Below are 22877 nucleotides of genomic sequence, written 5' to 3' on the forward strand. Positions count from 1 at the left end.
CGACTCACCTGCGTTTTCGGCGCGCCGCATAACATGAATGGGCGGGAGAGCAAAGCTTCGCCCCGGATTCACCGGCCGGCTTTGCATTCCCTGCGGCACGCGGGAGCCTGCTAGATCATCACCATGCCGCCGTTCACATGGATCGTCTGACCGGTCACATAAGCCGCCTCGTTCGCGGCGAGATAGACCGCGGCCGCGGCGATTTCCTCGCCCGTTCCCATGCGCTTCAAGGGAATCACGCCCATGATGGATTCGCGCTGCTTCTCATTCAGCTTGTCGGTCATGGCGGTCTCGATGAAGCCCGGCGCCACGCAGTTGACCGTGATGTTGCGGCTCGCAACCTCCTGGGCGAGCGACTTCGAAAAGCCGATGAGGCCCGCCTTGGAGGCGCAATAGTTCGCCTGGCCCGGATTGCCGGCGACGCCGACCACCGAGGAGATGTTGATGATCCGGCCCCAGCGGCGGCGCATCATGGGGTGCGTCAGCTCGCGGGTGAGGCGGAAAGCGGCGGTGAGATTGGTCTCGATCACCGCATCCCAGTCCTCGTCGCTCATGCGCACGAAGAGCCCGTCGCGCGTGATGCCCGCATTGTTGACGAGGATGTCGACGCCCCCGAGCTCCGATTCGGCCTTCGCGGCGAGTGCCTTCACCTCTTCCCGGTCGGCGAGGTTGGCGGGGAAGACCTTGGCCCGTTCGCCGAGATCGCCGGCCAGCGCATCGAGCTTCTCCACGCGCGTGCCGTGCAGGCCCACGGTCGCGCCCTGCCCGTGCAGCGCGCGGGCGATCGCCTCGCCGATTCCGCCCGTGGCCCCGGTGACGAGCGCCTTGCGGCCGCTGAGATCAAACATGGCTTGGTCCCTCTTTCTGAAAAGCCGGAAACTAGAGTAGCGCCTTCAGCACCGTTTCGATATCGGCGGGCGTGTTGACGGCGACCGCGTCGAGATCGCGGTCGATGCGGCGCGCAAGGCCCGTCAGAACCTTGCCGGAGCCGATCTCGTAGAGCGTGTCCACGCCGTTCCGGCCGAACCACTCGACGGTTTCCCGCCAGCGCACCCGGCCGGTCACCTGCTCGACGAGCCGGTCGGCGATCTGCTGCGGATCCGTCAGCGGGCTCACGGTGACATTGGCGACAACCGGCACCGCCGGCGCGGTCTTCGCCACCTCGGCCAGGGCTTCGCGCATACGCTCGGCGGCCGGCGCCATCAGCGCGGAATGGAAGGGGGCGGAGACAGGCAGCATGATCGCCCGTTTGGCGCCACGTTCCGTGGCGAGACGGGCCGCCGCCTCCACCGCCGGCTTGGCGCCGGAAATCACGAGTTGCCCGCCGCCATTGTCATTGGCGATCTGGCAGACGGATCCCTTCGCGGCCTCGGCGCACACGGCTTCCACATCCGTTGGCTCCAGGCCGATGATGGCGGCCATGCCCCCCTCGCCCACCGGCACGGCGGCCTGCATGGCATTGCCGCGGATGCGCAGGAGCCTGGCGGTGTCGAAAAGCGAGAAAGTGCCCGCCGCAGCGAGCGCGGAATACTCGCCGAGCGAATGACCGGCGACATAGGCTATCCTGTCCTTGAGCGGAAGTCCGCCTTTCTCCAGCACACGGACGGCCGCGAGCGAGACCGCCATCAATGCGGGCTGAGCATTTGCGGTGAGCGTGAGCTCGTCCTCCGGCCCTTCCCACATCAGTTTGGAGAGCGGCTGGTGGAGCGCCTCATCCACCTCATCGAACACGGCCCGCGCCTCGGGAAACGCCTCGGCAAGGTCGCGTCCCATTCCCACAGCCTGACTGCCCTGGCCGGGAAAGGTGAAGGCGATGCTCATCGGCGGTTCTCCATATGATGTTCGTTGGGGCGCAGGTGGTGGCGCAAGAGCCCGCCCGCGTCAAGCCCGCTGCGCCGACGCATCGATGCTTGCCAAGTGCTTGCGCTGACGTTTTGTCAGCAAATGTCAGCCTGTCACCGGTCCGCTATGGCAACGGGCCGGCAACTTGCCTATATGTGGCGCGCTTTGGCCGGCGGCGCTTGCCCGCGTCCCGCCTGACGCGTGAACCTGTGCCCTTCATTCCCTTCCAACGACGGTCTCATGCAAAACGCCATATCCATTTCCGGCCTCTCCAAGGTCTACGATTCCGGCTTCACGGCGCTCCACGGCGTGGATCTCGAGATCCGCGACGGCGAGATCCTGGCGCTGCTGGGCCCGAACGGTGCCGGCAAGACGACGCTCATTTCGATCGTCTGCGGCATCATCAATCCGACCGCCGGTACGGTGGCCGTGCAGGGGCACGACATCATCAAGGAATTCCGCGCCGCCCGCCAGCTGATCGGCCTCGTGCCGCAGGAGCTGCACGTCGAGACTTTCGAGACCGTCTGGGCGACCGTGAACTACAGCCGCGGCCTCTTCGGCAAGAAGGCCGACCCGGCGCTCTGCGAACAGATCCTGAAGGACCTGTCCCTCTGGGACAAGAAGGACAACAAGATCCTGCAGCTTTCGGGTGGCATGAAGCGGCGCGTCATGATCGCCAAGGCGCTGGCGCACGAGCCGAAGATCCTCTTCCTCGACGAGCCCACGGCGGGCGTGGACGTGGAGTTGCGCAAGGACATGTGGCAGCTCGTGCGCCGCCTGCGCGAGAACGGCGTCACCATCATCCTCACCACCCATTACATCGAAGAGGCGGAGGAGATCGCCGACCGCGTGGGCGTCATCAACAAGGGCCGGCTCATCCTCGTCGAGGAGAAGACGGAGCTCATGCGCAAGCTCGGCAAGAAGCAGCTCACGCTCGAGCTTATCGACGGCATCGCCGGCCTTCCCGAAACGCTTGCGCACTACGATCTCGACATAGAGGACGAGGGGCGGCGGCTCATCTACCGCTACGACACGCAGGCCGCGCGCACCGGCATCGGCTCGCTGCTCGCGGACCTCAATCGGGCCGGCATCTCCGTGAAGGATCTCGACACCGAGCAGAGCACGCTCGAGGATATTTTCGTCAGCCTTGTGGAGGAAGCACGGTGAATTTCGAAGCCATCAAGGCCATCTATCTCTTCGAGATGGCGCGTATGCGGCGCACGCTGCTTCAGAGCGTGGTCTCGCCCGTGCTTTCCACCTCTCTCTATTTCGTCGTCTTCGGGGCGGCGATCGGCGGGCGCATCCAGGAGGTCGAGGGTGTCCAGTACGGCGCCTTCATCGTGCCCGGCCTGATGATGCTGACGCTCCTGCAGAACTCGATCTCCAACGCCTCCTTCGGCATCTACTTCCCGAAATTCGTCGGCACTATCTACGAAGTGCTGTCGGCCCCCATCTCCTTCCTGGAGATCGTCATCGGCTATGTGGGCGCTGCGGCCACCAAATCGCTGATCCTCGGGTTCATCATCCTCGCTACGGCGCATCTCTTCGTGCCGATCGAGATCCGCCATCCCTTCTGGATGGTCTTCTTCCTCGTGGCGACCGCCGTCACCTTCAGCCTGTTCGGCTTCATCATCGGCATCTGGGCCGACAATTTCGAGAAGCTGCAGTTGATCCCGCTCCTGATCGTCACCCCCCTCGTCTTCCTCGGCGGCTCGTTCTATTCGATCGACATGCTGCCGGAATTCTGGCGCAACGTGACGCTCTTCAATCCCGTTCTCTATCTGATCAGCGGCTTCCGCTGGAGCTTCTACGAGACGGCGGATGTGAGCGTGGGCGTGAGCATCACGATGATCTGCCTCTTCCTGGTGGTCTGCCTCGCCCTCGTCTGGTGGATTTTCAAGACGGGCTACCGGCTCAAGGCGTAGTGCCGTCAATACACGGACGACAGGAGTGTCGAGATCATGGCGGCAGGGGTGAAGGTCAGTTTCGGGCAGATTGGGCCGGGATAGTCTATCGTCCTGATCCAATCCTGCGCGGCGGGAAGCGCCACGCGCGCCTTGAGCGGCCCCACTCCCGGATCACAGGCACTGGCGGTATGGACCGCGAACCAGGCGGTCCTGCTCTCCGGTGACAGGACGACCGGCAGCGGCGGGACGGGCGTCCTCGAGAAATACGTGCCTCCCGAATAGGCGATGAAATCCGGTTGCGGCCTGCCCTGCCCGTCCAGCACCGAGACCGCCGGATAACCCCGGATCACGCAGGCGTCGGACCCTTTATAGGTGAACAGATAGACGGCGATGCTCTGGGACATGCCGCCATCGCCGATATCGCTGTCCTCGACGGAGATCTCGGCGGGAGTGCAGTCGCGGACCGGCCTTTCCAGGAAGGCGGCGAGGCTTTGGATGTCCACCAGCCGCTGCTTCAGCGCAGTCGCGATGCATTGGTCCAGCTTCGCCTGGTCGTCGCCCGGGCACATGTTCGGCGTCCCCGGGAAAGCGGCCTGCTGCGCGTCGAAGGCGGTCCGCCACGCGCCGGGCAACTTCGGACGCAGCGCCCGCGCCGCATCGTCGATCCGCCGTGCCGTTTCGAGCATCTCCCGGTTGCCGCAGACGGACCTTGCGAACTGGGCGGCGGGTGCCGGGTCGCTCGTGTCGGCCCTGCCGTCGCAGGCGGGAGCGACGGTGTTTTCCGCCTGCGCGCCGGCAGGTGCGGCCTCGGCTGGCGGAAGGGCGTTCAACGCCGCCTGGATCGCGTTGTATGCCGTGGTCAGACAGTCGACGTCGCCACCGCAGAGATCGCGTCGGCCGTGAATCCACGAAGTCTGCATCTGCTCGACCTTCTTCCTGAAGTCGGGCACTTCTTTCCCGGAAGCCAGAAGCCTGCGGTATATCGTGGCCAGCTCACTGTCGAGCTTGCCGAGTTCCGGCGTGTTGCAGATCGCCCATTCCGTATCAGTCTCGGCCTTTTGGCAGTCGAAGCTCTGTCCGTACGCCATCGGGGCAAAGCCGGCGGCGAGCAGGAACAGGAAGGGAGCAAACCAGAAAATACGCATCGCCTCACTCGGTACAGCTTCCGGAAAAAGGGGTATCATATACGTCGGCTTCTTCGTTCGGGTTAACGTTCGCCTCGATTCCGTACGGATCGCGGCAGGCTTGCATCCCTCCCAAAACTCTGTATAAGCGCGCGATCTGCCGGTCCCAGCCGGGGGCTGAACGGAGGGCCGGGCGCTTGTCGCCCGTTGTGAAGCAAAGGCTTCCGCCTCCCGTGTCTCCGCTCTCGACCGTCTCGAACACGCGCCTTTCTTCGGCCGGGTATCTCCCGGACAAGAGAAGTCGCTGAGGCTTTAGCCGCTGGGGCCCGTGCAGAGGGAATTGAAGAAAGGCAAGAGTATGACTCTCTACGAACATATATTCCTTGCCCGGCAGGACCTCTCGCAGCAGCAGGTCGATGCGCTTCTTGAACAGTACAAGGGCGTCATCGAGAACGGCGGCGGCAAGATCGGCCGGGTGGAGAACTGGGGACTGAAGTCCCTCGCCTACCGGATCAAGAAGAACCGGAAGGCCTATTTCACGCTGGTGGATATCGAAGCGCCGGCGGACGCCGTCAAGGAGATGGAACGCCAGATGGGCCTCTCCGAAGACGTCCTGCGCTTCATGACCGTGCGTGTGGAAGCCCATGAGGAAGGCCCGTCGGCCATGATGCAGCGCCGCGACGATCGCGACCGTGGTGATCGCGGCCCGCGCCGCGACTTCGATGATCGTGGTCCGCGCCGCCCGCGCGAGGACGACCGTCCGCGCCGTCCGCGCGAAGATGGGGGAAGTGAATAATGGTCGACATCAACCAGATCCCGACGCGGCGCCCGTTTCACCGCCGCCGCAAGACCTGCCCGTTCTCCGGCGCCAACGCGCCGAAGATCGACTACAAGGACGTGAAGCTCCTGCAGCGCTACATCTCCGAGCGCGGCAAGATCGTGCCGTCCCGCATCACGGCGGTGAGCCAGAAGAAGCAGCGCGAACTCGCGCGCGCCATCAAGCGCGCCCGCTTCCTGGGCCTGCTTCCCTACGTGGTGAAGTGATCGAGGCGCGGGCGTTTCGGCGCCCGCGCACCCTCCCCGCTTCGGGTGCGGAACGAGGGGAAGAAGACCCGAGTTGGGGCGGCACGCCCCTAACTGCCAGCATGCGGCAGGACAGCGAACCAGCCTCACGGGCGCCCGTTTCCTGACCTGCCGTCCATTTTGAGCCCGCACAGGGTACAAATACAGGAAACGGAACCATGGAAATCATTCTTCTGGAACGCATCCCGCGCCTCGGCCAGATGGGCGACGTCGTGCGGGTCAAGGACGGCTTCGCGCGCAACTTCCTCCTGCCGCAGGGCAAGGCCCTGCGCGCCAACGAGGCGAACCGCAAGAAGTTCGAATCACAGCGCGTCGAGCTCGAGGCGCGCAACCTGGAGCGCAGGACGGAAGCCGAAGGCGTGGCCGAGAAGCTCGACGGAAAGAGCTTCGTGGTCATCCGCTCCGCGGCCGAGACGGGCCAGCTCTACGGCTCGGTCTCCCCGCGCGACATCGCCGAGGTCCTGGCGGAGGAAGGCTTCAAGATCAACCGCAACCAGGTCGACCTCAACCACCCCATCAAGGCCATCGGCATCACCAATGTGGCGATCGCGCTGCATCCGGAAGTTACGGTCACCGTCACGCTGAACATCGCCCGCTCGACCGAGGAGGCCGAACGCCAGGCCCGCGGCGAGACGCTCGATTCGGCCGAGGCGATCTATGGCGAGGACGTCAACGAGAGTGCCCGTCCGGATGCCTTCTTCGATCCCGACGCGGAGCCGGAGGAGGAAGAGGCCGAAGTCAAGGCCGAGGCCCAGGACGGCGAAGAGAACGCCTGAGGTCGCTCCGACATCAATTCCGCGAGGCCGGGCAGCGATGCCCGGCCTTTTTTCGTCGGCTGCCGCTTCACGGCTGAGCCAATGTTTAAGAATTTTTGAACCAAGCCGGCACGCTACGCGCGGTCCGCAGCCCTTCTCGAAATTACCTTTTCTTTCAATGCCCTGCGGGTTGTCAGCAGACTTTCCGCAGGACGTTGCCTCGAAAAAGCCCAAGTCTTTTCAACGGCGAACTATCTGTTACATAATCGCGTCTCCCAAGACGGAGGCTACGATGAATCCTCTGCTTCAGAAATTTGTATCCCGCCTGATACGGATCGGGTCGCTCGCCATAACCGACGCTGACGGCGAGGTGCACCGCTTCGGAGACGGCTCAGGCGAACCCGTTCACGTGGTCATCCATTCCCGGCGCACCGAGCGGGCCATCGCGCTCGACCCGATGCTGGCAGCGCCGGAGGCCTACATGGACGGCGAGATGGACTTCATCGAGGGGGATCCACTGGCCCTGATGAAGGTCACCTATGAGAATTTCGAGCGCGGCGGCACGGAAGCCCTGGCCATGAAATTCGGCGAAGGGATCCGCTATCTCTTCCGCCGCCTGCACCAGTTCAACCCGGCCGGACGCTCCAAGCGCAACGTGGCGCGCCACTACGACCTCTCGGGCGAGATGTACAAGCTCTTCCTCGACGAGGACATGCAGTATTCCTGCGCCTATTACCCCGATCCGGATATTTCTCTGGAGGAGGCTCAGAAGCTCAAGAAGCGCCACATCATGGCCAAGCTCGCATTGAAGCCCGGCCAGAAGGTGCTCGACATAGGCTCCGGCTGGGGCGGCCTCGGTCTCGACATCGCCCGCCAGTTCGATACCAATGTGCTCGGCGTGACATTGTCGGAAGAGCAGCATGCGGTGTCCCAACGGCGCGCGAAGGAGACGGGGCTTTCCGACAGGGCGCGCTTCGAGATCGTCGACTACCGGGCGCTCAAGGGCCCCTTCGACCGCATCGTCTCCGTCGGTATGTTCGAGCATGTGGGCATCAATCACTACCGCACCTTCTTCAACAAGTGCGCCCAGCTTCTCGACGACAATGGCGTGATGCTGCTCCATACGATCGGCCGCACCTCCGGCCCGTCGGTCACCAACGCCTTTATCCGCAAATACATTTTCCCGGGCGGCTACATCCCCGCTCTGTCGGAGATCGTGCCTGCCGTCGAGAAGGCCGGTCTCATCATCACCGATATCGAGATCCTCAGACTGCACTATGCCGAGACGCTGAAGGCCTGGCGCGAGCGCTTCATGGCCAACCGCGACAAGGCGGTCGCGATCTATGACGAGCGATTCGCGCGCATGTGGGAGTTCTACCTCGCAGGGTCCGAAGCCTCGTTCCGCTGGCAGGACATGGTCAATTTCCAGATCCAGATCACCAAGCGCCGCGATGCGCTGCCGGTGACGCGCGACTATATCGGCGAGGTCGAAAGACGGATCGGCGCGCCCGGCGGCGGAACTGCCTTTCCCGACGCGGCGGAGTAGGAATATAATCCACCGGGATCGTGATTCGCTGTCAACCGCGAAAGGGGCCGGAAAGCCCTTTTCGCGGTGTCGATTGCATTGGATGTGGATATCGTGCGCTTTGGCCCGATCGTGATGAAGCTGGCTTACAAGACGGGCGCCGAGGGTTTAGGACCGGGCTGGGGGGCGCCGGATCATGTCTGCTGGTTCCGGGCGCCATCAACTGACATGGGAACCAGATGGCCGACGCAGTCCGCAAGCTGAACTCGCCGGAGACGCCGCTTTATCGGGAAGCTCCAAACAATATCGAGGCCGAGCAGGCCCTGCTGGGAGCGATCCTGGTCAACAACGACGCCTTCTACCGCGTCTCCGATTTCCTGAAGCCGAATCACTTCTACGAACCGCTCCACCGCAGGATCTACGAGGTGGCCGCCGAGTTCATCCGTATGGGCAAGATCGCGAGCCCGATCACGATCAAGACCTTCCTGCCGGCAGAGGAGAAGGTGGGCGAGCTCACGGTGGCGCAGTATCTGGCGCGGCTCGCGGCGGAAGCCGTCACCATCATCAACGCCGCCGATTACGGCCGCGCGATCTACGACCTCGCCGTCCGCCGCGCGCTGATCACGGTCGGCGAGGACATGGTCAACATCGCCTATGACGCACCGGTCGACATGGCACCCCAGGCGCAGATCGAGGATGCGGAGCGGCGCCTCTTCGAGCTGGCGGAGACCGGCCGCTATGATGGCGGCTTCGAGAGCTTCGGCGATGCCACCAAGACGGCCATCGACATGGCCAACGCCGCCTTCATGCGCGACGGCGGTCTCTCCGGCATCTCCGCGGGCCTGCGCGACCTGGACCGGCGCATGGGCGGCCTGCAGCCGTCGGATCTCATCATCCTCGCCGGTCGTCCCGGCATGGGCAAGACCTCGCTCGCCACCAATATCGCCTTCAACATCGCCGCGGCCTACGAACCTGCCCAGCAGGCAGACGGCTCCTTCAAGGCGGCCAATGGCGGCGTTGTGGGCTTCTTCTCGCTCGAAATGTCGTCCGAGCAGCTCGCCACGCGTATCATCTCCGAGCAGACCGAAATCCCCTCCTCCAAGATCCGCCGCGGCGAGATCACCGAGGCCGAGTTCGAGAAGCTGGTCGGCTGCGCGCAGATGATGCAGAAGATCCCGCTCTTCATCGACCAGACGGGCGGCATCTCCATCGCCCAGCTCGCCGCGCGCGCCAGGCGCCTGAAACGCCAGCGCGGCCTCGACGTTATCGTCATCGACTATGTGCAGCTCATGCAGGGCTCCTCGGCCAAATCGCAGCAGAACCGCGTGCAGGAGATCACCGAGATCACCACCGGCCTCAAGGCGCTCGCCAAGGAACTCGGCACGCCGATCATTGCGCTCTCGCAGCTCTCGCGCCAGGTGGAAAACCGCGACGACAAACGCCCGCAACTGTCGGACCTGCGCGAATCGGGCTCGATCGAGCAAGACGCCGACGTGGTTCTCTTCGTCTACCGCGAGGAATATTATCTCAAGAACCGCGAACCGAAGCCGGGCACCGAGGAATATCTGAAGTGGGAGACGGAGATGAACGAGGCGCGCGGCAAGGCCGAGGTCATCATCGCCAAGCAGCGCCACGGCCCCACGGGCACCGTGGCCCTCGGCTTCCAGGGCGAGTTCACTCGCTTCTTCGATCTGGCGGAGGATTCGCACCTGCCGGAGCGTTTCGAGTAGCGTGGCATATCCCCCGCCCAGAACCGACAGCGGTCCCCCGCCCCATCTGGCGGGCGGTCGGCTGACGATCGATCTCGATGCGCTTACGGCGAACTATCGGCTGCTCGCGCAGCGCTCCGCGCCGGCTGAGGCATCCGCCGTGCTGAAGGCCGATGCCTACGGCCTCGGACTCGCCCCGGCGGCGTGGGCCCTCTGGGCGGCGGGGTGCCGGCGCTTCTTCGTGGCGCTGCCGCATGAGGGCGTGGCGCTACGCGCGGTGCTGGCCGAAGCGGAGATCTTCGTGCTTGCCGGCCTCTTCGCGGTGGAGGCGGCAGCTGCCTATCGCGAGGCGCGACTGATCCCGGTCCTCAACTCCCAGAGCGATCTCTCGCTCTGGGAGGCCCATGGCTGGGACGACGAGCGTCCCCGCCCGTGCGCCGTCCATGTGGATACGGGCATGAACCGGCTCGGCCTGACGCCGGAAAGGGCGCGGGCGCTTGCGGAGGAGAACGCGCTCACCGGCGCGCTCACCCCCATCCTGGTCATGAGCCACCTTGCCTGCGCGGACACGCCCGGGCACCCGCTGAACCGCCGGCAACTGGAATCATTTCAGTCGGTTAGGGCACTTTTCCCACAAAGCGAATCAAGTCTCTGCAACTCGGCCGGCATTTTTCTCGGCGGCGATTTCCTCTGCGACGTCACCCGACCGGGCATCGCGCTCTATGGCGGGACGCCCGTGACCGGCGCTGCAAATCCGATGCGCGTGGTAGCGACGGCCGAGACGCGCGTGGTGCAGGTGCGCCGGGCGATGGCCGGGGAAACGGCAAGCTATGGCGCCACGCCGCTCCAGCGGGACAGCATCATCGCCGTCTGTTCCACCGGCTATGCGGACGGCTATCACCGTGCCGCCTCCGGCGCAGGCGTTCCGCTCAGGCAGACGGCAGCCAAGGGCTTCATCCACGGGCAGAGGGTTCCCGTGCTCGGCCGCGTGACGATGGATCTCACGCTCTTCGACGTGACCGAACTCGGCCCCGATGCGGTGACCGTGGGCGACCACATCGAGCTCTTCGGGCCGAACATGCCGATCGACGAAGTGGCCGAAGGCGCGGGAACGGTTTCCTACGAGCTGCTGACGTCGCTCGGGCGGCGGTATCATCGGGACTATGTGGGAGGGGAGTCGTGACGGTCATGCTGGTAAGCCGCGCTCCGCACGCCCCCCTCTGGGGCGAGACGGGCGCATCTCGCAGAGAGGTCATCGGCTGAATGGCCAAGCCCCGCATCCAGTTCGTCTGCCAGAATTGCGGCACGGTGCACGCGCGCTGGGCGGGCAAATGCGACGGCTGCGGCGAGTGGAACACGCTCGTGGAAGAAGGCACGGTGAGCGGCATCGGCGCCGGGCCGCAGTCGCTTCGCAAGGCTCGGCCCGGGCGGCCCGTGGCCCTCACCACCCTTTCGGGTGACATCGAGGATGCGCCGCGTATCGTCACCGGCATCGGCGAACTCGACCGGGCGACCGGCGGCGGCTTCGTGCGAGGCTCCGCCCTGCTCGTCGGAGGGGACCCCGGCATCGGCAAGTCGACGCTGCTCACCCAGGCGGCGGCCGCACTCGCTTCAAGAGGCCACCGCATCGTCTATGTCTCGGGCGAGGAAGCCGTCGCGCAGATCCGGCTGCGCGCGCAGCGCCTGGGCGTGGCGGAGACCGCGGTGGAGCTTGCCGCCGAAACCAATGTGGAGAATATCCTCGCCACCATCGAGGACGGCAGGCGGCCCGACCTCGTGATCCTCGATTCCATTCAGACACTGTGGACGGATATGGTGGAATCCGCACCGGGCACCGTGACCCAGGTGCGCGCGGCGGCGCAGGCGATGATTCGCTATGCGAAATCCACGGGCGCGGCCATCGTGCTGGTCGGCCATGTGACCAAGGAGGGCCAGATCGCCGGGCCGCGCGTGGTGGAGCACATGGTGGACGGCGTGCTCTACTTCGAGGGCGAAGGCGGGCACCACTACCGGATCTTGCGGACGGTGAAGAACCGCTTCGGCCCGACCGACGAAATCGGCGTGTTCGAGATGGGCGACCGGGGCCTGCGGGAGGTGTCCAATCCGTCCGAGCTTTTCCTCGGCGAGCGAAGCGCTGCGGCGCCCGGCGCCGCGGTCTTCGCGGGCATGGAGGGGACCCGGCCGGTCCTCGTGGAGATCCAGGCTCTGGTCGCGTCCTCCTCGCTCGGCACCCCGCGGCGCGCGGTGGTCGGGTGGGACGGAGCCCGGCTCTCCATGGTGCTTGCCGTGCTCGAAGCCCATTGCGGCGTGCGCTTTTCCACAAACGATGTGTATCTCAACGTCGCCGGCGGCTACCGCATCTCCGAGCCTGCGGCCGACCTTGCCGTGGCGGCTGCGCTGGTGTCCTCCCTCACCGGGCTTGCCCTGCCCCCCGATTGCGTCTATTTCGGCGAAATCAGCCTCTCGGGCGCGGTCCGCCCGGTTGCGCATGCGGCAAGCCGGCTGAAGGAAGCCGAGAAGTTGGGCTTCGCACGGGCCGTCATGCCGCCGGCCAACGAGGATCTGGGTGCCGGCATCGCCGCCGATGCGTTCAGGCCCGAGGGACTGGCGGATCTCGTCGCCCGCATAGCGGGGTCGCGGGTACCGGAATAAAGGAATGGCCAAAGGCCGCGACAGGAGCGTATAGGAATATCCTGGCGTGAAGAAAAACTGGGGTACAGATGCCAATCACGCTGCTTGACGGCATTCTCGTGGGCTTCACGCTCGTATCGGCCATGCTGGCCATGGTGCGCGGCTTCTCGCGCGAGATCCTCTCCATCGCCTCCTGGGTTCTGGCGGCCATCGCGGCTTATTTCCTCTACCCGGTGGTGTTGCCCTATGTAACACCCTATATAGACAACGCGACGCTCGCCGTCGTCGCGGCTGCGGCAGCGGTGTTCTTCGTGGCCCTGATCGTGGTAACGATCATCACCATGAAGATCGCCGACTTCATCGTGGATTCGCGAATCGGCGCGCTGGACCGTACGCTGGGCTTTCTTTACGGCGCCGCGCGCGGTGTCCTGGTGGTCGCGGTGGCCCTTCTGTTCCTCAACTGGTTGCTTGGATCGAACCCGCCGACCTGGATCACCGAAGCGAAATCGCGGCCGTTGCTGGAGGCTGTGGGCACCTGGCTGCAGGGCCTGCTGCCGGCGGATCCCGAGACGGCGATTTTCGACCGGCTCTCGCCCGATGCGGCGATCCCGGAGAGCGGATCGCCCCAGCCGGGCGCGGCGGGCGAGCCAGGAACGAACAACTGACGGCCTGAGATGGCCGCCAACGGAACCGACGGAAAAACGGGGCGGCCAGCGATGGCGGAAGTTGAGAATTTGCCTCTGATGGGCGAAGCCGACGATCATTTCCACGACGAATGCGGCGTGTTCGGTATTTTCGGACGCCAGGATGCCGCCGCGATCGCCACGCTGGGGCTGCATGCGCTCCAGCACCGCGGCCAGGAGGCGGCCGGCATCGTCTCCTTCGACGGCAGCCAGTTCCATGTGGAGCGGCATATCGGCCTCATCGGCGACACCTTCACCAAGCCGGCGGTGCTCGAACGGCTGAAAGGTTCGCGCGCCATCGGCCACACGCGATACTCCACCACCGGCGGCTCGGGCCTTCGCAATGTCCAGCCCTTCTTCGCCGAGCTTGCCGATGGCGGGCTGGCGCTCGCCCACAACGGCAACATCACCAATGCAATGACCGTGCAGCGGCGCCTGCAGAAACAGGGCGCCATCTTCTCCTCCACCTCCGATACCGAGACGATCCTCCATCTCGTCGCCTCCAGCAAGGAAAACAACCTCAACGCGCGCTTCATCGACGCGGTGCGCCAGCTTGAAGGCGCTTTTTCGCTGGTGGCGCTCACCTCCAAGAAAATGATCGGCTGCCGGGATCCGCTGGGCATTCGCCCCCTCGTGCTGGGTGATCTCGACGGCTCCTACATTCTCGCCTCGGAGACCTGCGCGCTCGACATCATCGGCGCGCGCTTCGTGCGCGACCTTGATGCCGGCGAGATGGTGGTCGTCACCGAGCAGGGCATCGAGAGCCATTTTCCCTTCGAGCCCGTACGCCAGCGCTTCTGCATCTTCGAATATGTCTATTTCGCTCGCCCCGATTCTTCGGTCGAGGGCCGCAACGTCTACGAGGTGCGCAAGCGCATCGGCGCGGAGCTCGCCCGGGAAAGCCCCGTCGAGGCCGATATCGTGATTCCCGTACCGGACTCCGGCACGCCGGCAGCCATCGGCTTCTCCCAGGAAGCGGGCATCCCCTTCGAGCTTGGCATCATCCGCAACCACTATGTGGGCCGAACCTTCATCCAGCCCACCGACGCGATCCGGCACATGGGCGTGAAGCTGAAGCACAACGCCAACCGCCGCTCGATCGAGGGCAAGCGCGTGGTGCTGGTGGACGATTCCATCGTGCGCGGCACGACCAGCCAGAAGATCGTGCAGATGGTGCGCGAAGCGGGTGCGAAGGAGGTGCATATGCGCATCGCCTCTCCGCCCACCCGCGCCTCCTGCTTCTATGGCGTCGACACGCCGCAGACGGCGAAGCTGCTCGCCTCGCGCATGTCGATCGAGGAGATGGCGGATTTCATCCGTGTCGATTCTCTCGGCTTCCTGTCCATCAACGGGCTCTACAGGGCCGTGGGCGAAGCTCAGCGCGACGATGCGGCGCCGCAATTCTGCGATGCCTGCTTCACCACCGAATATCCCACGCAGCTCACCGATCAGCACGGCACCGACAATGTGCGCCAGCTCTCGTTGCTGGCCGCCGGCGGGCAGTAGCCTCCCCTCACCCGGAACAAGGCAAGGCATGACCGAACCTCTCGACCTTTCAGGCCGTATCGCGCTCGTGACCGGCGCTTCGCGCGGCATCGGCTATTTCCTGGCCAAAGGGCTGGCCGCCGCCGGCGCCCATGTGATCGCCGTCGCCCGCACTGTGGGTGGGCTCGAGGAACTGGACGACGAGATCAAGGCCCTCGGCGGGCAAGCCACGCTGGTGCCGCTCGACCTGACCGACATGGCCGGGATCGATCGCATGGGCGGGGCGATCCACGAGCGCTGGGGCAAGCTCGACGTGCTCGTCGCCAATGCCGGCATTCTCGGCGTGATCGCGCCCATCGGCCATGTGGAGGCCAAGACCTTCGAGAAGGTGATGACCGTCAACATCACCTCCACATGGCGGCTCATCCGCTCGGTCGACCCGCTGCTGAGGGCCTCCGATGCCGGCCGGGCGATCGTCATGTCGTCTGGGGCGGCGCATTCGGCGCGTGCCTTCTGGGCCCCCTACGCGGCTTCCAAGGCGGCCGTCGAGGCGCTGGCGCGCTCCTGGGCGGACGAGACCAGGAACATGCCGCTTCGCGTAAATGCCGTAAATCCGGGCGCCACGCGCACGGCGATGCGTGCACAGGCCATGCCGGGCGAGAATCCCGAGACCCTGCCCCACCCGCGCGAGGTGGCAGGGAAGATTCTGCCGCTCGCAAGCCCTTCCCTCACCGAAACCGGCCTCATCTATGATGTCCGGCTCGACCGCTTCACGCATTACCGGATGCCGGAATAGGCCATCCCTTCACAGGCCGGATTGACCTTGCCCGCTCTTCCGTTACCCTTGCTACGTGCAACGGCCACGAGAAGCCGTATCCGGGAACGAAAACACTGGCCGTCGGTCACGCCCGTTTCACATAACCATACTGACGATGAAATCGTTCTTGCCGCAGGAGGACGCCCGGTGAGGAGAGGTGCGGAATGCTGATGGCCCTTGCGCTCCTGTGCGCGATCATCGCCCTTTGGTTCGCGGTCGGGATCTATTCCGTGCTGCGGCTCGGGATCAGCCTGCAGCAGGGGATGCTCTACGCTCCCTTCAAGGCCTTTTTCCGCATCGAAGACAGGCGGCTGCGGAACGCGCGCGCCGCGCAGCCTCCCGTCATCTATGCGGTCTGGCACCGATCACGGATCGAGCCGGCCCTGATGCTCTGCCTGCTGCCTCCCGACACGCTGCACATTCTCGATGAAGCCTCGGCCCGCAGTTTCTGGCTGGATCCCTGGCGCGCATTGGCGCGCACGATCATTTTCAACGCGCATCATGTCTTCGTCAGCCGCCGTCTTGCGCGCCGGCTGAGGGCCGGCGGGCGCCTCGCGGTCTATCTGCCGGATGACGTCTCGCCGGATTCCAAGTCCTTCCGGCTGTTCCGCGCGATCGCGCGCATCGCCTCCAATGCGGACGCGCGGATCGTGCCCATCCATGTGGAGGGTGCTGTGCGCTCGCCCTTCTCGCTCTCACCGGGCGAGGCCGCGCGCCTCGCGCCGAAATTCCGGATCACGGCGCTCGAACCCATGACCGTTCCGCAGATGGTGGCTCTTGCCGATGGCGAGAAGCCGATGGGAGCGAACGCCTTCTTCGACCGCATGCTCGCCGTGCGCAGCCAAACGGCTTCCAGGGCGGAAACGCATGAACCTGCCTGATCGGCCGCCGGCGGCGGCATCTTCAGCCGGCCGTTTCGTCCCCCGCTTTCGCCTCCCGTGCCGCGCGCCGTGAATAGGCGCGCACGCTCCAGACGAGCGAGGCGAGATAGAGGATCGCCGACACGGCCATGGTGAGCCAGGTGTAGCTCGCAAGCAGCAGGGCGTAGAAGACTACGCCCAGCATCAGCGGTATCGCCAGTTCCCGGCGCACGCGGCTGCCCGAAGCCTTGCCGGAGTAGACCGGCAGGCGGCTTACCAGCAGGAAGGCGATGACGAGCGTATAGGCGCAAGCTGCAAACGCTACGGAACGGCTCGTCTCCATACCGAGAAATCCGAGATAAACGGGCAGCATCACGAGGACGGCGCCCGCCGGCGCGGGCACGCCAACGAAATAGTCCGCCTGCCAGGCCGGGCGCTCATGATCGTCGAGCATCACGTTGAAGCGCGCGAGTCTCAGGCCGCAAGCGATGGCGAAGAGAAGCGCTGCGATCCAGCCGATGGCCCCTGCCCGATCGAGCAGATAGGCATAAAGCACCAAGGCCGGCGCCACGCCGAAATTGACGATGTCGGCAAGCGAATCCATCTGCTCGCCGAATTTCGACGAGGCCTTGAGCATGCGCGCGATGCGCCCGTCCACCCCGTCGAGGAAGGCGGCTATGAGCACCATGATCACGGCAAGCTCCATGCGGTGCTCGAAGGCGAGCCGGATACCGGAAAGCCCGGCACAGATGGCAAGCACCGTGATGAGGTTCGGCACCATCACGCGCAACGGGATCTCGCGGATGCGCGGGCCACCGCCGCCATGCGGTTCGAAAGGAGGAAACGGTCCGGCCATGGTCAGGAGACCCGCACGAACGGCGGCGGAGCGTCGCTGCCGAACTCGGCGATGATGGTTTCACCGCCCACGGAGACCTGGCCGATGGCCACGCGCGGGCGCGCCTCCCGCGGGAGATACACGTCGACACGCGAGCCGAAGCGGATGAGGCCGAAGCGCTCGCCCACGGAAATCTCGCCCGGCGCCTCGGCCCAGCAGAGGATGCGGCGCGCGACGAGACCCGCAATCTGCACGACCGCGACGGGACCGTGCGGGCTTTCGATGATCAGGCTGTTGCGCTCGTTCTCCGTGCTCGCCTTGTCCAGGTCGGCGTTGAGGAAGCGGCCCGGCCGGTGCTCGATGAGCGAGATGCGGCCGCGCACCGGCGCGCGGTTGATGTGGCAGGAGAACACGTTCATGAAGACCGAAACGCGCGTCATCTCGCCGGAAAGCCCGAGTTCCGGGGGAGGAAGCGCGGGCCCCACGGAGGAGACGATGCCGTCGGCCGGCGCGATGACCAGCCGGTCGTCCACCGGCGTGATTCTCGGCGGATCGCGGAAGAAGTAGGCGCACCAGGCCGTCAGCAGCAACCCGATCCAGAAGAGCGGCTCCCAGACAAGGCCGAGAATGACCGAGCCGACCGCGAAGCCGGCGATGAAACGGTACCCCTCGCGGTGAATGGGCACCAGCGTGTTCCTGATCGTATCTGCTAGGCTCATGGCTCTCCGCTTCCCGGCAACTGAGGTCTGGTCCTCCTATCGGAAAGGGCTTCCGCCTGCAACGCGGGGTGATGACTGTCTCATTGTTTCAATTGTACATAAATTGTGATTGTCACGGGAGAAACTCCCGCCCTGTCGGCTTTGCGCCCGCGCTCTAGTTCCAGGTTCATGGATGGACATTTCGAGGGAGGCCTCCATGAAATACCAGAGCCCGCAGGAACTGACCGCAACCGCAACGACCTACACGCTACCGCCGCAACCCAGAATGTCGCGCCGCCAACGGATCGAGCGTTGGGCGGAACTGCTCGACCAGCATGAAGGCGCGCTGAATGCGCTGAGGCGGGTCGAATATCTTTCTCCCGACGAACGCCGGGCCTATCGGGGCGCCAACACGCCGCTCACCGTCGCATTCAGCGATCCCATGCTGCGCGAAGAAGGCCTCAAGAGCGACCGGCTCGGCGATACGATGGATTTCTTCGACATGAGCGACCATGATGCGCATCTGCTCCTCTGCGACTGCCGCTATCACGGCAGCATGACGGGACCGGTGGTTGCCAGGCGCCTACGCCAGCATGCAGACCGGAAGGAACGCCGTGCAAGGGTGATGCGCGGCATCAGCCGCTTCTTCGGATTTGCCTGAGTAACAGTGTAGCGCGCCGCCTTTGGTGGCGCGCTACAACCCGGATCGTCAGATGACCGGTTTGGCCGTGCCGATGCGCTCCCAGTTCCGGCCATTCCCCGGTGACTGCCGCGCGAAATAGCGATAGGGCGTGCGCGACCAGTCCTTCACCGCGTCGGTCATGTTATCCAGCACGAGGTCGCCCTTTGTGGTGCGCACCGTGAGCACGGTGTGCCCCTCCCCGCCGCTGCGGGCCACCGTAAGAAGCAGGGCCGATGCCGGCCAGCCGAGCTTCATGAGTTCCGCCTTCTTGAGAAGGGCGAAGTCCTCGCAGTCTCCGTATTTCCCCGGCAGCCTCCAGTCGTCCTCCCGGCCCGTCGTGGCCAGATCGGAGCGCTCGATCACGCGCCGGTTCACCGCCTTGTTGACACTTGCGAGCTCGGCATGGTGCCGGGTGGTCAGTTCCACCGGCCTCAAGCTCCCGTCCGTGGCGCAAAGGGCCTTATAGCGATTGCAGAAATCATGGAACGCCGGGGGTGCGAAAGCGTGCCCCAGCATCTGCATGCGCGTGCCGCCGCCTATGGAAGCTTCCGTCCGCTCCGGCAAGGGCGAAATCGAACCGGTCGAAGTGCTGCTGCAGCCTGCGCTTGCAAGGAGGAGAGCGAGCAAGGCTATTCTGGGACGCATCGTGGGACCCCTGTCGGTAGGCATCCCCTAGATTGGCACCGGAACGTTAAGCAACTCCTGCCGAAGCCACCGAAGGCGCTCTCCACAAACGAAACGTTACGGGCGGAAAGCTTCGCCTTTCCCCCAAATGCGCGAGAGGCGGCGTCCTCCGCGCGGACGATAAGTGGCCTACCCTTCTAATGAGGATGACGGAGGAATTACCTCAAGAGCAGGCAGGGAGACAATCAATTCGATCTATACGTTCATCAATATTGATCACAACAACTAATGCGTTACATATATATTTATAATCAACTTATAAATGTAAGTTCCGTCGCATCTTCTTTGAGTTGGGGGAAAAGGAAATGCGACTCGTAAAATACATAATATACAACACGACAATGCTGGCAACAGTCGGATTCATCTCATCCGTAGCTGCCGTGCCAGCGCAGGCTCAAAGCAACGTCCGGCCGGTTCTTGCCCGTGAACAGTGCAGTCCGCTGACGGATCAGAATTATACGCTTTGCTGCATCGCGCTCAATCGGAACCGGCTGCTTACCCGCGAAGAGCTGGCGCAATGTCCGCCGCTCACGACGAGCCGCATCCAGGACACCATCAACGCCTTCGGCGGCAGCGAAAGCCGTTTCAGCAACAGCGAAGACAGCAACTTCGGCGGCATCAGCCTCGGCTTCGGTGGCGGCGTCGGTAGCGGCGGCGGCGACAACGGCGGTGGCGGCGGCGACAATGGCGGCGGCGGCAGCGGCGGCGGCGACAACGGCGGCGGCGACAACGGCGGCGGCGACAACGGCGGCGGCGACAACGGCGGCGGCGACAACGGCGGCGGCGGCGACAACGGCGGCGGCGACAACGGCGGCGGCGACAACGGCGGCGGCGACAACGGCGGCGGCGACAACGGCGGCGGCGACAACGGCGGCGGCGGCGACAACGGCGGCGGCGACAACGGCGGCGGCGACAACGGCGGCGGCGGCGACAACGGCGGCGGCGACAACGGCGGCGGCGGCGACAACGGCGGCGGCGGCGACAACGGCGGCGGCGACAACGGCGGCGGCGACAACGGCGGCGGCGACAACGGCGGCGGCGACAACGGCGGCGGCGACAACGGCGGTGGCCATGGCGGTGGCCATGGTGGCGGTCACGGCGGCGGCCATGGTGGCGGTCACGGCGGCGGCCATGGTGGCGGTCACGGCGGCGGCCATGGTGGCGGTCACGGCGGCGGCTGGGGCGGTGGCCATGGCGGCGGTCACGGCGGTGGTGGCCATGGCGGCGGCTGGGGCGGTGGCCACGGCGGTGGCCACGGCGGCGGCCATGGCGGCGGCCACGGCGGCGGCTGGGGCGGTGGCCACGGCGGCGGCTGGGGCGGCAAAGGGAATCCCGGCAACGACAAGAACGTCGGATCGGCCGGTGAAGGACCGGGGCCGCATTCGTCCGGCGATTTCGGCCCAACAGGAAACTCGGGCAAGGGGGATGCGCACGGAAGTTTCAAAGGGTAAGGCGCATCGGGAGGCGGACCGCAATTGCGATCCGTACGACTGGAGGGCTGCTCGAGGGAGAGCGGTCCTCCTTTTTTCAGTAACCGGGGAGGCTTGCCCGATCCTACCCTGCTGCCGGCATGAGATTCTCATTTCCTGGCCGCCGAGCGCCAGTCCCGCCGCAAACGAGGCTTTCTGAGTTGCGGCAGCGAAGGGCGTCGTGAGGCGGAAAGCGCACACGCTTCCGCCTCAATAGGTCGGCGCCTTGCGCACCACGACGCCCATCTCGTCCGTCTCGCGGGCGCGGCGCAGGCGCTCCTCGGCCTCACTCGCCTCACGCTGGCGCGCCCACATGTCGGCATAAAGCCCGCGTGCGTCGAGCAGCTCGCGATGGGTTCCGCGCTCGGCGATGCGCCCGTCCTTCAGGACGATGATCTCGTCGGCGCCGATCACGGTCGACAGGCGATGGGCGATGACCAGGGTGGTGCGCCCCCGGCTCACCATGTCCAAGGCCGCCTGGATCTCCTGCTCCGTATGCGTGTCGAGCGCGGAGGTCGCCTCGTCCAGGATGAGGATCGGCGGCGCCTTCAGGATGGTGCGGGCGATCGCCACGCGCTGCTTCTCGCCGCCCGAGAGCTTCAGGCCACGCTCGCCAACCATGGTGTCGTAACCGTCCGGCAGGCTTTCCACGAAACCGCTGATCTGGGCGAGTTCGGCCGCGCGGCGAACCTCCTCGTCCGTGGCACCGGGCCGGCCGTAGCGGATGTTGTAGCGAATAGTGTCGTTGAAAAGCACCGTGTCCTGCGGGACCATGCCGATCGCCGCCCGCAGGCTCTCCTGGGTGACGTCGCGCACATCCTGCCCGTCGATCCGGATCGCGCCCTGCTGGATGTCGTAGAAGCGGAAGAGCAGGCGCGAGATGGTCGACTTGCCCGCACCCGAGGGGCCGACCACGGCCACCGTCCGGCCGGCGGGGATGTCGAAGCTGATGCCCTTCAGGATCGGCCGGGCGGGATCGTAAGCGAACACCACATTTTCGAAACGCACATCGCCTTCCGTCACCTCGAGCGGCCCTGCTCCCGGCTTGTCCTTCACCTCGGGCGGCACGTCGAGCAGGTCGAACATCTGCTCGATATCCGTCAGCCCCTGGCGGATCTCGCGATACATGAAACCGATGAAATTGAGCGGCACGGAAAGCTGCATCAGCATGGCGTTGATGAAGACGAAGTCGCCAATCGTCTGCGTGCCCCGCATCACCTCCCAGGCGGACAGCCCCATGGAGGCCATCATGCCCAGCCCGAAGATCACCCCCTGGCCGAAATTGAGCCAGCCGAGCGAGGTCCAGGTCTTCGTCGCCGCCTCCTCGTAGCGGCCCATGGAGGCATCGAAGCGGCGGGCCTCCATCGCCTCGTTGTTGAAATACTTCACCGTCTCGAAATTGAGCAGCGAATCGATCGCCTTTGTGTTGGCCTCCGTGTCGGACTCGTTCATCTGCCGGCGGATGCCGATGCGCCAGTCGCTCGCCCGGATGGTGAACCAGACATAGAGGCACACGGTGGCGGCCATGATGGTCACGTAGATCCAGCCATAGTTCACCGCGAAGATGACAGCGACCAGCGCGAACTCGATCATGGTGGGCACGGCGCTCAGGATCGCCAGCCGGACGATGGATTCGATGCCCTTGGTGCCACGCTCGATGATGCGCGACAGGCCGCCCGTCTTGCGCTCCAGATGGAAGCGCAGGGACAGCGAATGCATGTGCACGAAGGTGCGGCGGGCGAGCTGGCGCACCGCGTTCTGGCCGACGCGCGCGAAGAGCGCCTCGTTGAGCTGGTCGAGGCCGAGCTGGACGATGCGCATCAGGTTGTAGGCCACCACCAGCATCAGCGGAGCGGCGAGGAAGGCGGGCAGATAGGCAGGCAGGGCTCCACCGCCCGAAAGCGCGTTCGTGGCCCATTTGTAGAAGAAGGGCACGAGCACCAGAACGACCTGGCCCAGCACCAGGAAGAAACCGGCGGTGGCCACGCGCGCCTTCAGGTCCGGCCGGCTGGAGGGCCACATAAACGGCCAGAGATTGGCGAGCGTGCGCAGCACGGAGCCGGATTCGGCGGAAACGGTCTTGGCCAT

At 65.2% G+C, this 22877-nt stretch carries 22 protein-coding genes; 15 read left to right on the top strand and 7 right to left on the bottom strand.

From position 1 onward, the window contains the following. Positions 1-110: 110 nt before the first annotated feature. Together fabG and fabD are read right to left on the bottom strand one after the other, a co-directional pair. On the bottom strand, positions 111-848 hold the full coding sequence (fabG, locus tag PVE73_RS16115) for a 3-oxoacyl-[acyl-carrier-protein] reductase (protein ID WP_277363216.1): 738 nt from the start codon (positions 846-848) through the stop codon (positions 111-113). 31 nt (positions 849-879) lie between these two features. Then, positions 880-1821: an ACP S-malonyltransferase gene (gene fabD / locus PVE73_RS16120; protein WP_277363217.1), complete on the bottom strand. Its 942-nt coding sequence runs from the start codon at positions 1819-1821 to the stop codon at positions 880-882. A gap of 261 nt (positions 1822-2082) precedes the next feature. Here fabD and PVE73_RS16125 point away from each other — a divergent pair, with 261 nt between their 5' ends. After that, positions 2083-3009 (top strand): ABC transporter ATP-binding protein, encoded by a 927-nt coding sequence (locus PVE73_RS16125; RefSeq protein ID WP_277363218.1) that lies wholly within the window; start codon positions 2083-2085, stop codon positions 3007-3009. Further along, on the top strand, positions 3006-3767 hold the full coding sequence (locus PVE73_RS16130; protein WP_277363219.1) for an ABC transporter permease: 762 nt from the start codon (positions 3006-3008) through the stop codon (positions 3765-3767). The genes PVE73_RS16125 and PVE73_RS16130 overlap by 4 nt, the downstream gene beginning before the upstream one ends. 5 nt (positions 3768-3772) lie before the next feature. Here PVE73_RS16130 and PVE73_RS16135 read toward each other — a convergent pair whose 3' ends face one another. After that, entirely contained in the window at positions 3773-4894 is a 1122-nt protein-coding gene (locus PVE73_RS16135; protein WP_277363220.1) for a lysozyme inhibitor LprI family protein, read from the bottom strand. A 337-nt stretch (positions 4895-5231) separates the two neighbouring features. Here PVE73_RS16135 and rpsF point away from each other — a divergent pair, with 337 nt between their 5' ends. The 11 genes from rpsF (at position 5232) to PVE73_RS16190 (ending at position 16442) form a co-directional block, all read left to right on the top strand. Then, entirely contained in the window at positions 5232-5669 is a 438-nt protein-coding gene (gene rpsF, locus PVE73_RS16140; protein ID WP_277363221.1) for a 30S ribosomal protein S6, read from the top strand. Continuing rightward, positions 5669-5917 (top strand): 30S ribosomal protein S18, encoded by a 249-nt coding sequence (rpsR, locus tag PVE73_RS16145; protein ID WP_011581252.1) that lies wholly within the window; start codon positions 5669-5671, stop codon positions 5915-5917. The genes rpsF and rpsR overlap by 1 nt, the downstream gene beginning before the upstream one ends. Before the next feature lie 197 nt (positions 5918-6114). Further along, complete coding sequence (rplI, locus tag PVE73_RS16150) at positions 6115-6732, top strand: 50S ribosomal protein L9 (protein ID WP_277363222.1); 618 nt, start codon at positions 6115-6117, stop codon at positions 6730-6732. Positions 6733-7003: 271 nt separating this feature from the next. Continuing rightward, complete coding sequence (locus PVE73_RS16155; protein ID WP_277363223.1) at positions 7004-8257, top strand: cyclopropane-fatty-acyl-phospholipid synthase family protein; 1254 nt, start codon at positions 7004-7006, stop codon at positions 8255-8257. 218 nt (positions 8258-8475) lie between these two features. Further along, the gene (locus PVE73_RS16160) at positions 8476-9966 is read left to right on the top strand and encodes a replicative DNA helicase (protein WP_277363224.1); all 1491 of its coding nucleotides are present in this window, start codon (positions 8476-8478) and stop codon (positions 9964-9966) included. A 1-nt stretch (position 9967) separates the two neighbouring features. Continuing rightward, positions 9968-11128, top strand: a complete 1161-nt coding sequence (alr, locus tag PVE73_RS16165; RefSeq protein ID WP_277363225.1) for an alanine racemase — start codon at positions 9968-9970, stop codon at positions 11126-11128. Positions 11129-11208: 80 nt separating this feature from the next. Next, a complete protein-coding gene (radA, locus tag PVE73_RS16170) occupies positions 11209-12597 on the top strand; it encodes a DNA repair protein RadA (protein WP_277363226.1) in 1389 nt (462 codons plus the stop codon). A gap of 68 nt (positions 12598-12665) precedes the next feature. Then, a complete protein-coding gene (locus PVE73_RS16175; protein ID WP_277363227.1) occupies positions 12666-13241 on the top strand; it encodes a CvpA family protein in 576 nt (191 codons plus the stop codon). A 51-nt stretch (positions 13242-13292) separates the two neighbouring features. Then, the gene (gene purF / locus PVE73_RS16180) at positions 13293-14765 is read left to right on the top strand and encodes an amidophosphoribosyltransferase (RefSeq protein WP_277363228.1); all 1473 of its coding nucleotides are present in this window, start codon (positions 13293-13295) and stop codon (positions 14763-14765) included. A gap of 28 nt (positions 14766-14793) precedes the next feature. Next, positions 14794-15540 carry an SDR family NAD(P)-dependent oxidoreductase gene (locus PVE73_RS16185; RefSeq protein WP_277363229.1) on the top strand — a complete coding sequence of 249 codons (747 nt, stop codon included), beginning with the start codon at positions 14794-14796 and terminating at the stop codon, positions 15538-15540. 185 nt (positions 15541-15725) lie between these two features. Beyond that, on the top strand, positions 15726-16442 hold the full coding sequence (locus PVE73_RS16190) for a 2-acyl-glycerophospho-ethanolamine acyltransferase (RefSeq protein WP_277363230.1): 717 nt from the start codon (positions 15726-15728) through the stop codon (positions 16440-16442). A gap of 22 nt (positions 16443-16464) precedes the next feature. On the opposite strand, the gene pssA is transcribed toward PVE73_RS16190, so the two are convergent. After that, positions 16465-17277 (bottom strand): CDP-diacylglycerol--serine O-phosphatidyltransferase, encoded by an 813-nt coding sequence (gene pssA, locus PVE73_RS16195; RefSeq protein ID WP_277363231.1) that lies wholly within the window; start codon positions 17275-17277, stop codon positions 16465-16467. Positions 17278-17279: 2 nt separating this feature from the next. Then, entirely contained in the window at positions 17280-17975 is a 696-nt protein-coding gene (locus tag PVE73_RS16200) for a phosphatidylserine decarboxylase (RefSeq protein ID WP_277363232.1), read from the bottom strand. Between the two features lie 196 nt (positions 17976-18171). On the opposite strand from PVE73_RS16200, the gene PVE73_RS16205 reads away from it, so the two are divergent. Then, a complete protein-coding gene (locus PVE73_RS16205) occupies positions 18172-18615 on the top strand; it encodes a hypothetical protein (RefSeq protein WP_277363233.1) in 444 nt (147 codons plus the stop codon). A 48-nt stretch (positions 18616-18663) separates the two neighbouring features. Here the strand turns inward: PVE73_RS16205 and PVE73_RS16210 are convergent, their stop codons facing one another. After that, positions 18664-19281: a transglutaminase-like cysteine peptidase gene (locus PVE73_RS16210; RefSeq protein WP_277363234.1), complete on the bottom strand. Its 618-nt coding sequence runs from the start codon at positions 19279-19281 to the stop codon at positions 18664-18666. Positions 19282-19625: 344 nt separating this feature from the next. On the opposite strand from PVE73_RS16210, the gene PVE73_RS16215 reads away from it, so the two are divergent. Next, entirely contained in the window at positions 19626-20771 is a 1146-nt protein-coding gene (locus PVE73_RS16215) for a hypothetical protein (protein ID WP_277363235.1), read from the top strand. A 228-nt stretch (positions 20772-20999) separates the two neighbouring features. Here PVE73_RS16215 and PVE73_RS16220 read toward each other — a convergent pair whose 3' ends face one another. Beyond that, a complete protein-coding gene (locus PVE73_RS16220; RefSeq protein WP_277363236.1) occupies positions 21000-22877 on the bottom strand; it encodes an ABC transporter ATP-binding protein/permease in 1878 nt (625 codons plus the stop codon).

Source organism: Chelativorans sp. AA-79 (assembly GCF_029457495.1).
Lineage (GTDB): Bacteria > Pseudomonadota > Alphaproteobacteria > Rhizobiales > Rhizobiaceae > Chelativorans.

What these genes read in the sequence shown, in the direction of transcription:
- fabG (WP_277363216.1), bottom strand. Translation starts at nt 848, where the DNA reads ATGTTTGATCTCAGCGGCCGCAAGGCGCTCGTCACCGGGGCCACGGGC.
- fabD (WP_277363217.1), bottom strand. Translation starts at nt 1,821, where the DNA reads ATGAGCATCGCCTTCACCTTTCCCGGCCAGGGCAGTCAGGCTGTGGGA.
- PVE73_RS16125 (WP_277363218.1), top strand. Translation starts at nt 2,083, where the DNA reads ATGCAAAACGCCATATCCATTTCCGGCCTCTCCAAGGTCTACGATTCC.
- PVE73_RS16135 (WP_277363220.1), bottom strand. Translation starts at nt 4,894, where the DNA reads ATGCGTATTTTCTGGTTTGCTCCCTTCCTGTTCCTGCTCGCCGCCGGC.
- rpsF (WP_277363221.1), top strand. Translation starts at nt 5,232, where the DNA reads ATGACTCTCTACGAACATATATTCCTTGCCCGGCAGGACCTCTCGCAG.
- rpsR (WP_011581252.1), top strand. Translation starts at nt 5,669, where the DNA reads ATGGTCGACATCAACCAGATCCCGACGCGGCGCCCGTTTCACCGCCGC.
- rplI (WP_277363222.1), top strand. Translation starts at nt 6,115, where the DNA reads ATGGAAATCATTCTTCTGGAACGCATCCCGCGCCTCGGCCAGATGGGC.
- PVE73_RS16155 (WP_277363223.1), top strand. Translation starts at nt 7,004, where the DNA reads ATGAATCCTCTGCTTCAGAAATTTGTATCCCGCCTGATACGGATCGGG.
- PVE73_RS16160 (WP_277363224.1), top strand. Translation starts at nt 8,476, where the DNA reads ATGGCCGACGCAGTCCGCAAGCTGAACTCGCCGGAGACGCCGCTTTAT.
- radA (WP_277363226.1), top strand. Translation starts at nt 11,209, where the DNA reads ATGGCCAAGCCCCGCATCCAGTTCGTCTGCCAGAATTGCGGCACGGTG.
- PVE73_RS16175 (WP_277363227.1), top strand. Translation starts at nt 12,666, where the DNA reads ATGCCAATCACGCTGCTTGACGGCATTCTCGTGGGCTTCACGCTCGTA.
- purF (WP_277363228.1), top strand. Translation starts at nt 13,293, where the DNA reads ATGGCGGAAGTTGAGAATTTGCCTCTGATGGGCGAAGCCGACGATCAT.
- PVE73_RS16185 (WP_277363229.1), top strand. Translation starts at nt 14,794, where the DNA reads ATGACCGAACCTCTCGACCTTTCAGGCCGTATCGCGCTCGTGACCGGC.
- PVE73_RS16190 (WP_277363230.1), top strand. Translation starts at nt 15,726, where the DNA reads ATGCTGATGGCCCTTGCGCTCCTGTGCGCGATCATCGCCCTTTGGTTC.
- pssA (WP_277363231.1), bottom strand. Translation starts at nt 17,277, where the DNA reads ATGGCCGGACCGTTTCCTCCTTTCGAACCGCATGGCGGCGGTGGCCCG.
- PVE73_RS16200 (WP_277363232.1), bottom strand. Translation starts at nt 17,975, where the DNA reads ATGAGCCTAGCAGATACGATCAGGAACACGCTGGTGCCCATTCACCGC.
- PVE73_RS16205 (WP_277363233.1), top strand. Translation starts at nt 18,172, where the DNA reads ATGAAATACCAGAGCCCGCAGGAACTGACCGCAACCGCAACGACCTAC.
- PVE73_RS16210 (WP_277363234.1), bottom strand. Translation starts at nt 19,281, where the DNA reads ATGCGTCCCAGAATAGCCTTGCTCGCTCTCCTCCTTGCAAGCGCAGGC.
- PVE73_RS16215 (WP_277363235.1), top strand. Translation starts at nt 19,626, where the DNA reads ATGCGACTCGTAAAATACATAATATACAACACGACAATGCTGGCAACA.
- PVE73_RS16220 (WP_277363236.1), bottom strand. Translation starts at nt 22,877, where the DNA reads ATGGCCAAGACCGTTTCCGCCGAATCCGGCTCCGTGCTGCGCACGCTC.